The sequence below is a fragment of the Floridaenema aerugineum BLCC-F46 genome (genome assembly GCF_041929345.1).
GTDB classification, from domain to species: Bacteria; Cyanobacteriota; Cyanobacteriia; order Cyanobacteriales; family Aerosakkonemataceae; genus Floridanema; species Floridanema aerugineum.
The window spans coordinates 1-13,662 of the sequence record NZ_JBHFNQ010000047.1 but is presented as its reverse complement, the minus strand read 5'-3'; the positions used below and the strand labels follow the sequence as shown (position 1 = coordinate 13,662).

At 39.6% G+C, this 13,662-nt stretch carries 9 protein-coding genes; 5 read left to right on the top strand and 4 right to left on the bottom strand.

Annotated elements, in window-relative coordinates; genetic code table 11:
* Positions 1–9: 9 nt before the first annotated feature.
* The 4 genes from ACE1CC_RS05465 to ACE1CC_RS05450 all read right to left on the bottom strand — a co-directional run bounded on the left by ACE1CC_RS05465 (position 10) and on the right by ACE1CC_RS05450 (position 5,768).
* Positions 10–2,229: an NHLP family bacteriocin export ABC transporter peptidase/permease/ATPase subunit gene (locus ACE1CC_RS05465; RefSeq protein WP_413269459.1), complete on the bottom strand. Its 2,220-nt coding sequence runs from the start codon at positions 2,227–2,229 to the stop codon at positions 10–12.
* Positions 2,230–2,337: 108 nt separating this feature from the next.
* A complete protein-coding gene (locus ACE1CC_RS05460; RefSeq protein WP_413269458.1) occupies positions 2,338–3,957 on the bottom strand; it encodes an NHLP bacteriocin system secretion protein in 1,620 nt (539 codons plus the stop codon).
* Between the two features lie 71 nt (positions 3,958–4,028).
* Complete coding sequence (locus ACE1CC_RS05455; RefSeq protein WP_413269457.1) at positions 4,029–4,946, bottom strand: c-type heme family protein; 918 nt, start codon at positions 4,944–4,946, stop codon at positions 4,029–4,031.
* Between the two features lie 60 nt (positions 4,947–5,006).
* Positions 5,007–5,768 (bottom strand): MinD/ParA family ATP-binding protein, encoded by a 762-nt coding sequence (locus tag ACE1CC_RS05450; protein WP_413269456.1) that lies wholly within the window; start codon positions 5,766–5,768, stop codon positions 5,007–5,009.
* A 433-nt stretch (positions 5,769–6,201) separates the two neighbouring features.
* Between ACE1CC_RS05450 and ACE1CC_RS05445 the strand changes: the two genes are divergently transcribed.
* The 5 genes from ACE1CC_RS05445 to ACE1CC_RS05425 all read left to right on the top strand — a co-directional run bounded on the left by ACE1CC_RS05445 (position 6,202) and on the right by ACE1CC_RS05425 (position 13,261).
* Positions 6,202–7,683 (top strand): cache domain-containing sensor histidine kinase, encoded by a 1,482-nt coding sequence (locus ACE1CC_RS05445; RefSeq protein ID WP_413269455.1) that lies wholly within the window; start codon positions 6,202–6,204, stop codon positions 7,681–7,683.
* 254 nt (positions 7,684–7,937) lie between these two features.
* Positions 7,938–8,699 (top strand): MinD/ParA family ATP-binding protein, encoded by a 762-nt coding sequence (locus ACE1CC_RS05440; protein ID WP_413269454.1) that lies wholly within the window; start codon positions 7,938–7,940, stop codon positions 8,697–8,699.
* A 77-nt stretch (positions 8,700–8,776) separates the two neighbouring features.
* A complete protein-coding gene (locus ACE1CC_RS05435) occupies positions 8,777–10,045 on the top strand; it encodes a DUF7005 family protein (RefSeq protein WP_413269453.1) in 1,269 nt (422 codons plus the stop codon).
* 74 nt (positions 10,046–10,119) lie between these two features.
* Positions 10,120–11,376, top strand: coding sequence for a cyclic nucleotide-binding domain-containing protein (locus tag ACE1CC_RS05430; protein WP_413269452.1), 1,257 nt, complete (start codon positions 10,120–10,122; stop codon positions 11,374–11,376).
* Positions 11,377–11,800: 424 nt separating this feature from the next.
* Positions 11,801–13,261: a Mu transposase C-terminal domain-containing protein gene (locus ACE1CC_RS05425; protein ID WP_413269451.1), complete on the top strand. Its 1,461-nt coding sequence runs from the start codon at positions 11,801–11,803 to the stop codon at positions 13,259–13,261.
* Positions 13,262–13,662: the final 401 nt, after the last annotated feature.

The following is a 13,662-nucleotide window of genomic DNA, read 5'->3' as shown; positions in this document are numbered from 1 at the left end:
CGCTTTTCCTCATCCTTCCATAGTGCCAATTAAACTAGCGTAAGTTCCTTCTTGTTGGCGTAATTCTTCGTGGGTTCCGCGCTGAACAACCTTGCCTCTTTCTAAGACAATAATTTCATCGCAATCGCGAATCGTACTGAGGCGGTGAGCAACTACAATGCAAGAACAACCACGTCGTCGCAAGTTGCGATCGATAATTAATTCAGTTTCCGCATCTAAGGCGCTAGTTGCTTCATCTAACACCAAAACTGCCGGATTTTTCACTAAAGCTCTAGCAATTTCTAAACGTTGTCTTTGTCCGCCACTCATGTTCATCCCACCTTCACTTAAAACAGCATCATATCCCCCCGGCATATTTAAAATGAGGTCGTGAATAGCTGCATCTAAGCAAGCTTGAACTAAATCTGCTTCCGGTACAGTTGCATCCCAAAGTGTTAGATTTTCCCGCACTGTTCCAGCAAATAGAAATATATCTTGTTCGACCATTGCCAGTGAATTAGCGAGAATAGAACGGGGATAATTTGAGCGCGGAATACCATCAAACAAAATTTGTCCCGACCAAGGTGTATAGAGTCCTGTTACCAACTTTGCAACGGTAGATTTCCCAGAACCACTACCACCTACTAACGCTACTCTTTGACCTGGTTTTAAACTTAAACTCAAATTTTCAATCAAGGGTGAATCTAAACGACTGTAGCCAAAAGTTACATTACGTAATTCAACATAACCGTTGAGTTGAAAGGAGTCTTGACTAATAGAAAATAATTGGCGATTGGGAACTTCCCCTGCATCATCTTTCTTATCTACTTCCGAATCAACGGGGTTTTGCAACACATCATCAAGTCGATTTAAATCTGCCTCTAATTCCTGCAAGGTACTGCCAAAATTAACAAGATTGTTAACTGGTCTCAAAAATTCACCCGTTAAAGTTTGATATGCGACCAACATCCCAATACTCAAGCTGCCATTCATCACTCGTAAGCCACCAATAATTAAGATACAGGCAGTAGCCAAAGCTGTTAAAAATGTTGGTAATATTGATAGCATTTGAGTGGGTAATGCTAACTCTTGTTGGGCGTTAAGCATCTTGGCATAGTACCCGGCAAACTTAGAAAATAAGTCAAATTCTAAACCACTAGCTTTGACGGTTTCAATTGATTGAATGCCTCCAACTGCCACACCGCCAACTTTTCCACTTTCTTGTGCGAGTCTGGTGTTTGTATCGACGCGACTGCGGGATAAAGATTGCAAAGCGAAGAAGTTTAAGGCTGCAAAAAGAATTGCTACGCTAGTCAACACCCAGTCATAAAGCAACATAATTGCAGCATAAAAAATTATCATTACAGAATCGATTACCGTAGTTGCTAATCTTCCCGATAAAATATCTGCAACTTTGTCATTCAATTGACTACGGCTGCTAATTTCCCCAGCAAATCTTTGGGCATAAAATCCTACTGGTAAGCGCAAAGTATGCCAAAGAAATTGTCCTGACATAGAAACAGAAAGTTTAAGTAAAAGTCGCCGCAAATAAAACAGTCGTAACTTAGCTAGTAAGCCTTGGGAAATGGCAGCAAATAACATTACCAGTATCAGTGGACGCAGCCAATCAATTCGGTTTTCAACCAGGATTTCATCAACGAAAACTTGACTAAATGCTGGGATAGCTAAACGGGGAATTGTGAGTAGTAATCCTGCGATTAAACAATATGCGATCGCCCAGCCAGAACTTTTCAGCCGTAAACTTAAAGTCCGAATAATACTTTGTTTTTTACCAAGCTTTTGAAACTGTGCCCCTCGTTCAAAAATTAGGACAACTCCCGTATAAGCTTGTCTAAATTCTTCCAGGGAAACAGTTCTCCTGCCTGAAGCCGGATCGTTGAGATAAACGCGATTTTTACTGAAACCTTCTACTACTAAAAAGTGGTTAAAATTCCAGAAAACGATATAGGGAGGAAAAACAGTTTTCAGTTCTTCAAAAGGCTTTTTAAATCCTTTGGCTTCCAAGTTATAAAGTCGGGCAGCTTTCAAAACATTAGAAGCTTTGCTGCCATCTCGTGAAACCCCACACTCTCGCCGCAGTTCGGCTAAAGGTACAATTCGACCGTAATAACTGAGGATAATTCCTAAAGACGCAGCACCACATTCGACGGCTTCCATTTGTAGTACTACGGGAGTACGAACGCGGCTAGATCGGTGTTTTGATGGTAATTTAATGAAGCCTAAAGTCATGGTATTTTTGATTTTTGATTTTGTATTTTGTATTAAAGCTCTAATATTTGGAGAATTTAATTTTTTTGTATTAAAAATTACCAATTAACCGAGCTTTTTTTAGGCATTTTAATGAATACCTGTCAAAGATCTAAAGATAGGAATCACGTAAGAGATAGGTGCTAATTCTCCGATTTGTACTCGGATTTGTGTAGTAGTACCAGAGGAAATTTTTAACGAAGGCCCATTAGAAGAAGACCATTTGTAGCCGCTAAAAGTATTTGAATCCTTTTCTAATTCCACAAAAATTTGTACTAAAGCACCGCTTTTGGATACGCCTTCAGCGAGGGTATTTGCTAACTGTTCATTCCCAATAATTGTCGATATATCTTGGCTGGTGACCGGGAAAGGAGAAACTTGCGTTACTTTGCCAACAATACCACCATAGCGTTCGCGTTTAACTATACTGGGAGTAACTTGTACAGTCATTCCAGGTTTAATTTGCTTGCCATCTTTGTCTGCTAAATAAACTAAACTGATCATTTTGGCATTTGGATCTTCTGCTTCCAATGTCCCCAGACGCATCCCCGGATTAAGAACTTGACCCCGAGCAACGCTAACTTCTAAAATTCGACCATCATATTGGCTAATAATTCTGCTTTCGCCTGATAATTGTAGTTCTAGCTGGGCAATTTTGCGTTTTACTTCTTGAAGTTGATTAGTTTGGTTAAGCGATCGTTCTAAATCTTGTTGAGTTAGTTTTGCTGCTTGAGCTTCTAGGTTTTTAATTTTGGTTTTTATTTCATCAATTTTGTTAAGGTTTTGCAAGTAATCTCTTTCAGTATTAGTTTTTTGAACTTCAATTTCTTGGATATTATTTCTGATCTCGTTTACCTTATTAAGATTTTGGAAATAGTCTCGTTCGCTATTAGTTTTTTGTACGTCTAGTTCTTTCAATTGGCTTTCGATATCGGATACTTGTGTTTGAGCATCTAATACTTCCCGTTTGGCTTGGAGAAGTACATCCTGGCTAATTGCCCTTTCCTGCTCAAAAAGACGATTTCGAGTTTCAAAACGCTGTTGTAAAGTCTGCAATAGGTTCTCAATTTGTTGCTTACGCTGGATAAGACTTTGGCGTTTTTCTGCGATCGCTACCAGAGTTTGTTGCCGCAGTAATGGTGTAATCTTTTCTCGTCGCAGACTTTCTTCAAGACTTTGGCGTTTTTGTTCTAGTGCTGCTAAAGTCTTTTGGTGCAATATCGGTGTTACTGATTCTCGATTCAAAGTTTCTTCCAGGTCTTTTTGTTGTTGCATTAACGTTTTTAATTCAAGTTCTATCTGCTGCTTTTGTAATTTATTAGTATCTTGATTTTGTACTTGCAATTCGGCTAATTTTGCCTTTTCTAACTCTAGTTGCTTTTTGATATCGTATTTATCGATGATGCCGATTTCTTGACCTTTTTTGATAACATCACCAGGTTGAATATTTAGCTTCATTAATTGACCATTACTAGGTGCTTGAAATTGTACTACACGACGAGGTTGAATTAACACGCCTTGACCGTTTACACTAACTGGAATTCGTCCTACTACACTCCAAGTTCCAGCTACAGTAACTAAAAGACCAATTGTACTTAGAGGCAACCAAGCTTTTGGACTGACCACTTGCATCATTTGGTCGAGTCTTTCTGGAGAAGATAAACGTTCTATGGCTTCTTGACTAAAAATTTGATTGCTTTTTGTTGGCATATACTAATCCTTTTTTACAACTTCAAAAATTTTCTCTGCATTTTAAGCAATAAACTAAACAAGACACTATCCTATTCTCGTAGATGTGGCGTAATGTTACCAGAATCGAGTTTTTTTGAACTATCTGACTTGCGGCTTTTAATTCTATACTGTTCAAACTTTTCAATTGCCATTACCAAACTCATTTTCATACGTGTAAATGCTTCTACTAAACTTCCGATTTCATCATTAGATTCTTTCTCAAAGTCGGCCTCCATGTTACCAGTACTCACGGCTTCTGCAACTTTAACAATCTTTTTTATTGACCTAATAATACTTCGTCTTAGCCAAAGATTAATTATTAAGATAATAAAAATCAAAATTACAGCTATAATTCCCCAAAGACTAACAAATAATAAAGCATAGTCTTGGGCTGTTTCTCTAATTGGTATAGAGACAATTTGAGTACCAACTATCTCATTAGCATTGTTGGCTAATTTGGATTTTGCTAATGTTAATGGACGTGCAATATAAAAAAAATACTCGTTATTCATAGAATGAAAGCCTTCTAGTTGCTTAACCTCTCTGCTTTGACGAAAATTTTCTACAATATTTCTTTCAAATTTATCTGCATTGTCTTGAGTATTATTAGGATTAAGTATTACATTTTTATAAAAAAAGTTATTATAAAATTCGTCAGATTGGCGTAATCTCTCGAATACTCTGCCTGCTGCATAACTAGGAACAGTTTGTGGCAAAACTTCCTTGTTTTTTAAACGTTGCTGAACCTGTGGTTTTACTTCCTTAGTTGTATAATATTGAACAGCATCCAACGAGTTCATAATTAACAAAGCTTTAGAAAGAGTTTGTTTATAAGCTTCATAACTTATCAAAGTAGCCAAAGTTACCCCACTTAAAGCCATGCCTAAACAAAAAATAAAAAATAGCGTGATATTCAGTTTTTTGGCTAAAGTAGATTTTTTAGGTTGTGATGATTGGTTCATTGCCATAAAATAGTTTTCTGAGTAGAAGTAAAAAAGATTGTTAATGCGATCGCCAAAATGCCTGTTTTAACAGACAATCTTTTGAGCAATTTTCTCCACTGCCTGACTTACGGGATGCTCAGGATATTTAAGACAGAAAATGCTGCTGCTAGCAAGTTTCAGCATATCCTCTGATTCAGGAAGTATACCTACAACTGGAGCTTTGTAAGTTTGTTCAACTTGCTGGCGAAGATCCTCAAAGTCATATTCTTTAAGTACTTTATTAATTATTAATAGTAACTTAGTTACTTTAAGTTTCCGTGCTACATCTACAGTGACAGCAGTACCCTGAAAATCTTGCTGGTCAGGTCGAAGTATGAACAAAACAATATCAGAAGTTGTTAGAGATATTAGAGTTTCTTGATTTAGACCAGGATGGGTATCAATAAACAAGTAGTCAAGATTGAGATCTTTGATTAAACTTTGAAAACCATCTAACAGTAATTCAACGTTAAAACGTTCGCGCAATATACGGGAAATATCGTTTACTTTAATACTAGAAGGAATTAAATAGATACTGCTATTAGCATTCGCTTGCTCTTTGAGTACAGAAGTGACATCATAGGCAGCATCTGCGATCGCACAACGACCCCACAGAAAGTCATTCAACGTGCGATCGATCTTTTCTGGATTGAGTCCAAATAAAATATGAATGCCAGGGGATTGGATATCAGCATCAACAATGCCCACCCGATAACCTCTGCGGGCAATAGCAGTGGCAATGTTTGCGGTTGAGTTGGATTTGCCAGTACCGCCTCGATAGGAGTGAATAGAAACAATTTTGCACATAATCAACGCTTCCCTGAGAATTTATAGTTATTTGGGTTCACTCTCCTCTATTTATCTAATGGGTGAAGCATGAGTTGATTTATGCAGCGAGTGAGAAAGTTTCACCTAAAAATCAGCAGAAACAATTCAAAGACCTACAGCTTTATAGTTTTCATTAGTTACGCATCTATCTATAGATAGGTTTACTGAACACGATTGACTAAAGGGCAAACGTCTCTCATAAATCCGGCGATAATTTTTTCTAATCAACCAAAGATGGGAATTTCAGGCTCAACTTGCCCAACATCTGCATAAACCGATCCAAGTTTTACCCATGAGTAAATAGAAGGATTGATTAACTGATCAACAACAGCGAACTCACTCAACCGATTTTAGATTTTAGATTTTAGATTTTAGATTTACTGCACCCATTGCAAAAAACATAACATCACTCATGAAGTTGCTAACCAATAAAGTTGCCCAAGTTACCAAAAAGGTTTCCCTCCGAACTTTGCTTATAGTTCCCTTTCTCATCCAAATATCAGTAGCAGTTGGGTTGACGGGATGGCTTTCATTACGGAACGGAGAAAAGGCAGTTAATGATATTGCCGATCAACTGCGTAACGAAGTTAAGAATCGCATCCAAGAACACCTCACAGTTTATTTAGAAACAGCAAAGAAAATTAATCGGATTAATGCAGCTGCGGTGATTCGCGGTCAACTTAATATTGAAGGTCACTTAAACGAACGTTACTTGTGGCAGCAAGGTCAAGTTTTTAATTCAGTAAGTGCGATTTATCTTGGTTCTCCACAGGCAGGAGAAATTTTGGAAATTGAGCGGTCCGGCGATCAATCTTTATGGAGGTTAATAATTGCTAATGAGACTACAGGTTCTTTGATGTATTTTTATAGCACTGATAGTGAGGGAAATCGAGCTAATTTGCTTAAAGTGGATACCAGAAAGTATGATGCCCGAATTCGACCTTGGTATAACAATGCTGTGACAGCAGGTAAAAACGTATGGAATGAGATTTACATAGGGTTTTCTAGTAAAAAGCTTTTGCTCACAAATAGCCAACCTGCCTATGACCTAAATGGAAATCTTATAGCTGTATGTGCTGTTAATCTTTATGTTGAAGACATCAGCAAATTTTTGAGACAAATAGAAGCTGTGCGATCGGGGAAAATCTATATAGTCGATCGCTCTGGACTGCTGGTAGCCAATTCAACTTTAGAGCAGCCATTTATTTTTAATAGCAATCGAGAACCGGAACGCATTAAAGCATTAAATAGTAGCGATGCTTTGATTCGTTCTGCGACCCAGTATTTGACCGAACATTTTGGCAATTTCAGTCAAATTAAGGAAGCACAGCAGCTGGAATTCACAGTGGATGGGAAGCGACAATTTTTGGAAGTTTTCCCGTTTCAGGACGAACAAGGCTTAGATTGGCTAACTGTTATAGTCGTTCCCGAATCTGCCTTTATGGAGCGAATTAACGCCAATACCAGTGCTACAATCCTGTTGTGTTTGGCAGCCTTAGCTGTAGCAACGGTGTTAGGAATACTTTCTTCTCGGTGGATTATTCAGCCTATTTTAGTTTTGAGTAAAGCATCGGAAGTAATTTCCCAAGGAGAATTAACTCCACAAGCAGCAGACAAGACTTATGACTGCGATCGCTTAAAAGTAGTAGCACAAAGAGGTGATGAATTAGGGCAACTTGGGCGAGTATTCCAGCAGATGGCTGAACAAGTAAAAGCTCGTGAACAAACTCTTACTCATCAGGTAAAGCAGTTGCGAATTGAAATTGACCAGGTTAAGCGAGCGCGTCAAGTAAATGAAATTACTCAAAGTGACTATTTTCAAGAATTGGAGGCACAAATCACAATTCAGCGATTGAGTGAAGATAACAATCCCAATGGAAAAGCTAAATCCTAGCTAGGCATGGGGATGGAAATTGTTATGTACAAATCAATTGCACACACTGTACCCATTAGTTTCTTCATTGTAGTGGCTCTTATCAAACCCTTTTTCTAAATTTTTTAATAGCAACTTGTGCGATCTCTGCATAATTCAACCAAAGCTCAACCCATTAGATAGATAGAAAGAAACCAACTTAACTTTTGACCGACTTAGACATAGACGCAAATCCTTTTAATGTTTAGTTTCCAAATCTTGCAGCAGTAATAATTATGTCAAAAATTGTCTCAATTCACTCTTATAGAGGCGGCACTGGCAAATCAAACTCAACAGCCAATATTGCTGTAGCCGTTGCCCGTAAAGGCAATCGGGTTGGCATTATTGACACCGACATCCAATCACCAGGCATTCACATTTTATTTGGACTTGACGAAGAACAAATGGAACGCACTCTCAATGATTTTCTTTGGGGTCGTTGTGCGCTTGCCGATGCTGCCTATGATGTCACTTCTGTACTCAAAGACCAAGCATCTGCTCGTAGTCGTATTTACTTAATTCCCTCAAGTGTGAAATTGAATGATATTTCTCGTGTATTACGAGAACGATTCGACGTTCAGCTACTATTACAAGGCTTTAAAGAGTTAATCAACAGTCTCAATCTCGACTATCTGTTTATTGACACCCATCCTGGTCTTAACCAAGAGACTCTAATCTCACTAACAACCTCTGATATTGTTTTATTCATACTCCGACCCGATCAGCAAGATTTTCAGGGTACTGCCGTAAGTGTAGATGTAGCACGCAGGTTAAAGGTACCCAAGTTACTATTAGTAGTCAATAAAGCGCTAACAGAATACAACTTCGACGATCTGCGTCAGCAAATTGAACAAACTTACGAAGTTCCGGTTGCAAGTATCATTCCTGAATCCAATGATATGCTTCGGCTTGCTAGTACGGGCATCTTTTGCCTCAATTATCCGAATCACGCTATTAGTCAGGCGATCGAGAAAGTTTCCAAACACATTATAGGTTAAGAAAACCTCAATTCTTGAGAACACCATAATCAGGTTGATATTGGGGAAAAACTATAGAACCTACACAAAAAAACCTTATGTTTCCAAATTTGAACCAGCAATTAGCTACTAAATATATGGCGAAAATAGCACCGGATAGTCAAGATACTCATCCTACAACAGTTAACTTTTCTGGTGGGGTAGGAAACCTGAAAACTCGCACAAATGTTCTCATAGACTTGGGCGCTAGCGACTTTGAAATTAAAGAATTGCTTGCTTACAACCAAAATATGTTCGATCGCAACAACTTTAAGTTTCCCCAAACCTTTCCACCAACCCCAGAACCCCATGTCGCTATTTGGGAACAATACGCAGCCGAAGCCGAAATAGTTGGAGCTTATGCTGTCTTGAAACAGCGCTTGGTACAGTTTCAATTTCCCATACTTGCTGGCATTAGTGAAACTGAAGAATATCGCGCTGCCACTCGTAAAGGAAAGTCAGTTGATGGTATGGCAAACGCCACTGGATTAATTCTTATCGAACCCGAAAAATTACAAATTTGTATACATCAATCTCTTGCTGGCGCTATTCCAGCGTTAATTGCTGGCAACCGTAATGATTTTGTCACTTTGGTGCAAGCACTTACTAAACGCAATGAACCACAACCAATACCCAATTCTATGGGAGCTTGTATTGTGAGTGGTTATAACAATTGGAATCGCATCCATCAATATCAGAAGCAGTGGGTTACTCAACAAAGTAAATACTCTGATAATGACTGGGCTGTTGAATTTAAACGCTTGATTTCTTGCCAAGAATTGTATCAGGACAAATTTATTATTCTTAGTTCTGGTTCCTATAGCAATGTTGCAGCAAGTGAACTGGGATTGGCTAATGATGGGTGGGAGCAACTTTCCTTTAAAATTCGCTTGGAACATGAATGCACCCATTATTTTACTCGTCGCTTCTTTGGATTAATGCGGAATAATCTTTTTGATGAGCTAATTGCTGATTACAGAGGTATTGTTGCTGCCTTGGGGTACTACCGAGCCGATTGGTTCCTACATTTTCTTGGGTTAGAATCATTTCCAACTTACCGCGAAGGTGGCAGGTTACAAAACTATAAAGGTGAATCTTCTTTGTCGAAAGGTGCCTTTAAAATTTTACAGACACTGGTGAAAAGATCAGCAGAGAACATTGAGAACTTCGATAAAAAGTATTCAGGGCAACTAAGAGGCTTAGCAGGACAAGTTTCTGTGCTGGTAGCTTTAACAACCTTGACTTTAGAAGAATTAGCCTCTGAGTCAGGTAATGCACTACTAGAAGTTGCCTACCTTAGCCAACGTCAGCTGTTATTCTGCGATTGAATCAGTTACCAGTTAAAAATCACGTACAAGCTAATTGCAACAAAACCATAACACCAGTTCTAATCAAGGTTACTATGTTCAGAAAAATTCAACTGCTTTTAGAACATTTATTGAAAAAGAATGCTGAAGTTCTGCCGATTAAACAGCAGAATGATGATACTTTCATACAATCGATTAAACAACCGAACTCGAATGTTAATTTTGCAAAAATTCCAAATAATAATAATGAAATTTTGCTCAAAGAATTGAGTAATAGTGACATTAATTGGATATTTGCAAATGGTTATCAACAGCAAATTATTTCTGGCAGTGTTCTGATTAGGCAGCAAAGTCAAGTTGACAGTTTATACATTGTTATGAAAGGAACTTTCAGTGCCAGCATTAAAAGAAATCAACACAGTACTTTAGCTAGCGTATTTGCTGCACTTGAAGATAATGATGACTTACAGCAGGAAATTGCCCATTTCTCAACTAGCGAAGTGTTTGGGGAAACGTCTTTTCTGAATATCAGTACTTCAGCTATTACTGTAAAGGCACTAGAAAATTCGGTTGTTCTCACTTTACCACGTCAAAAATTGTTAACAAAATTACAGGAAGATTTAGATTTTGCTTCTCGATTTTATCGAGTGATCGCAATTATCTTATGGGAGCGCTTTGAATATTTGGTCAAACAGTTTGTTCATCGCCAAAATTTGCAAATTAGATCCCTGCAAGATATTCCCTTGATCTTTGGAGAATTGAGCGACAGCGACGTTGAATGGATGATTGAATACAGTCAAATTGAAGAATTTACCCAAGGTACTGTTTTAATCCAAGCGGGTCGATCGGTGGAAAACCTTTATCTACTACTACAAGGCAGCGTATCAGTTTTCTTTAAAGAATCTAAAACTAACGCTCTTAGTAGCGTTTTTGCAAGTCTGGAAAATAAGGATCAAACTGACGAGTTACCTGGATATGAAATTGCTCAACTGATAAGGGGGGAACTTATTGGCGAAATGGCTCTGCTCGATGGTCGTTTGCCAGCCTATAACTTTAAAGCTTTGGAAGATTTACGAGTTTTGGTGATTCCCAGACAACTATTATCCATTAAACTCTTACAAAACCCTAGTATGGGCAATCGCTTCTATCGAGTGATTGCTATGCTACTTCTAGCTAGACTCCAAGCGCTAATTAGCCGTTTAATATATGACACAAGCAGCTATCAAATAGGACAAACATTATTGCAAGATTTGGGATACGAAAATGAAATTAATTTGGAAACTATGGACAAGATCAGTCTGGGTGGTGCCAGATTTGATTGGATGCTCAGACGCTTGAGAATTCTGTCTTAGTGTCGCGTACTACAATAATTGTAGCGGCTTGCAAACAAGAAGGGTTCTTGGCAACTTTTGGTGATCTAGGTTGGGGTAAGGCAGAAGGCAGAGGGCTTTTATGCTGTCGAGTGTCACAGTAAGTGTCGGAAATCTCACGATAAATGTCGGGTAAAAAATAGGGATGAAAAGAAAGCACAGTAAGGGTTTGAGGGATGTAGTACGGGAGTAATTGGCTGAGAAGAAGCGAAAATAAGAGAAAAAGTATCGAGAAAAATGTCGCCCCAGAAGGAACTGATGTAGGTGAAAGAGAAAAAAAGTAGAGGAAAACAGAGAGATAGAGGGTGAAAAAAAGAAACAAAAAGTAACACAATAAATGTCGCTTTTGAAGCCAAGGAAGACTTAGAATTCAAAGCAGAGCCGGGATTGGAGAGAGAGAGAGATCATGTACCCTTGCCAGCCGAGTAAAAAGCGAGAGGATAATATGGCCCCAGAAGCGGAAAACTCACTGGTGTTAAGGGAAAACGTGGCAGGAGAATGGGAAATAATAAATGCTCCGTTAGAGTTGCCAGGAGAGGTGCAGCAACAGATTGAGGCAATACAGAAATTGCTCGCAGTGCAGGGAACAGAACGCTATGGGCGAGTGCAGCAACAGGTAGCCCAGCAACTAGGGATAAGTGTTCGGAGCGTGCAAAGACTGCTCAAGAGATGGCGAGAACAAGGAATAGCGAGCTTACCCAGACAAAAGCGATCGGATCGGGGAGCAGCGAAGACCAGCCGGGAGTGGCAGGAATTTATTCAGAAGACCTACCAGGACGGGAATCGGGGCAGCCGGAAAATGAGTCGGGCACAAGTGTACCTGAGAGTGCAGGCACAGGCAGAAGCGAACGGAGTCAAAGAGTATCCAAGCCGTCCCACAGTATATCGAATTCTACGTCCCCTTCTAAAACAACAGCAGCAACAGAAACGCACGTTAGGCTGGCGAGGAGAGCAGTTAAAAGTGAACAGTCGAGAGGGATTAGAGATAGATATCGAATGGTCAAATCAAGTGTGGCAGATAGATCACACGCAAATAGATCTACTGGTAGTAGACATGAGCGGAGAGATTCTGGGAAGACCCTGGTTAACCATAGTAGTAGACACATACTCGCGGTGCATCATGGGAATGCACATAGGATTTGATGCCCCAAGTGCCGCAGTAGTGTGTTTAGCATTGCGTCATGCCATACTGCCCAAACAGTACAGCAGTGCATACGAATTGAAGCAAAGTTGGGGAACATTTGGATTACCCCAGTACTTGTATACCGATGGAGGCAAAGACTTTCGCTCACAACATTTAGAACAAGTAGCCACCGAACTAGGGATAGTCCTGTGCCTGCGACGAAAACCGTCAGATGGAGGAATAGTAGAGCGACCGTTTGGGACATTCAATCGAGAATTCTTCTGCACAGTACCAGGATACACAGGAAGTAATGTGAAAGAGCGATCGGATAAAGCCGAATCAGAAGCTTGTGTGACACTAGTACAACTAGAGCAGATGTTAGTGCGTTACATAGTAGACCACTACAATCAAGCACTAGATGCGAGGATGGCAACGCAGAGTCGGATTGCTCGGTGGGAAGCCGGAAGGATGGCACAACTACCCTTATTGGGCGAAAGAGAGTTAGATATATGTCTGATGCGACGAGATCGGCGAGTAGTCTACCGGAGTGGCTACATTCAGTTTGCCAACCTCACCTATCAAGGAGAACATCTAGCCGCGTATGCCGGAGAATCAGTCATCATCCGATACAATCCCCGTGACATCACCACCATATATATTTACCAACTACTAGAGAGCAAAGAAGTGTTTCTCACCCGTGCTCATGCGATGGGATGGGAAACAGAAATCTTGTCCTACCTGTAGCGGCTTGCAAACAAGAAGGTGCGGGCTTGCAAACAAGGCTTTCTCAGGCTCAGATTAAAATGCAAATAAACTGGGTTCTGGCTCAGATTAAAATGCAAACAGCTTGCAAACAAGAGCTTCGGCTCAAATTAAAGTGCAAATAGCTTGCAAACAGGACTCGGACTCTTTCTTAAAATGCAAATAGAGACAAGTAGAGTAAGATAGTAAAAAAGTCAGTGGTAGGAAAAAAATGGCCACTAGACGGATACCAGTAGAAGCAATAATAGAGTTAAGACAGCGCTTAGGGAACTTACCAGCAAGAAGTCCCGAAAGAAGAAAAGTGCTGCAACAGGTAGCGCAATTGTACGGAGTATCAGAAGATACGATGTACCGGGCAATGCGACAGGAGAGAATACTGCCAG

Excerpts from the sequence above, each read along its gene's own strand:
- ACE1CC_RS05425 (WP_413269451.1), top strand. The coding sequence starts at position 11,801 with ATGTACCCTTGCCAGCCGAGTAAAAAGCGAGAGGATAATATGGCCCCA.
- ACE1CC_RS05430 (WP_413269452.1), top strand. The coding sequence starts at position 10,120 with ATGTTCAGAAAAATTCAACTGCTTTTAGAACATTTATTGAAAAAGAAT.
- ACE1CC_RS05465 (WP_413269459.1), bottom strand. The coding sequence starts at position 2,229 with ATGACTTTAGGCTTCATTAAATTACCATCAAAACACCGATCTAGCCGC.
- ACE1CC_RS05445 (WP_413269455.1), top strand. The coding sequence starts at position 6,202 with ATGAAGTTGCTAACCAATAAAGTTGCCCAAGTTACCAAAAAGGTTTCC.
- ACE1CC_RS05435 (WP_413269453.1), top strand. The coding sequence starts at position 8,777 with ATGTTTCCAAATTTGAACCAGCAATTAGCTACTAAATATATGGCGAAA.
- ACE1CC_RS05450 (WP_413269456.1), bottom strand. The coding sequence starts at position 5,768 with ATGTGCAAAATTGTTTCTATTCACTCCTATCGAGGCGGTACTGGCAAA.
- ACE1CC_RS05440 (WP_413269454.1), top strand. The coding sequence starts at position 7,938 with ATGTCAAAAATTGTCTCAATTCACTCTTATAGAGGCGGCACTGGCAAA.
- ACE1CC_RS05460 (WP_413269458.1), bottom strand. The coding sequence starts at position 3,957 with ATGCCAACAAAAAGCAATCAAATTTTTAGTCAAGAAGCCATAGAACGT.
- ACE1CC_RS05455 (WP_413269457.1), bottom strand. The coding sequence starts at position 4,946 with ATGGCAATGAACCAATCATCACAACCTAAAAAATCTACTTTAGCCAAA.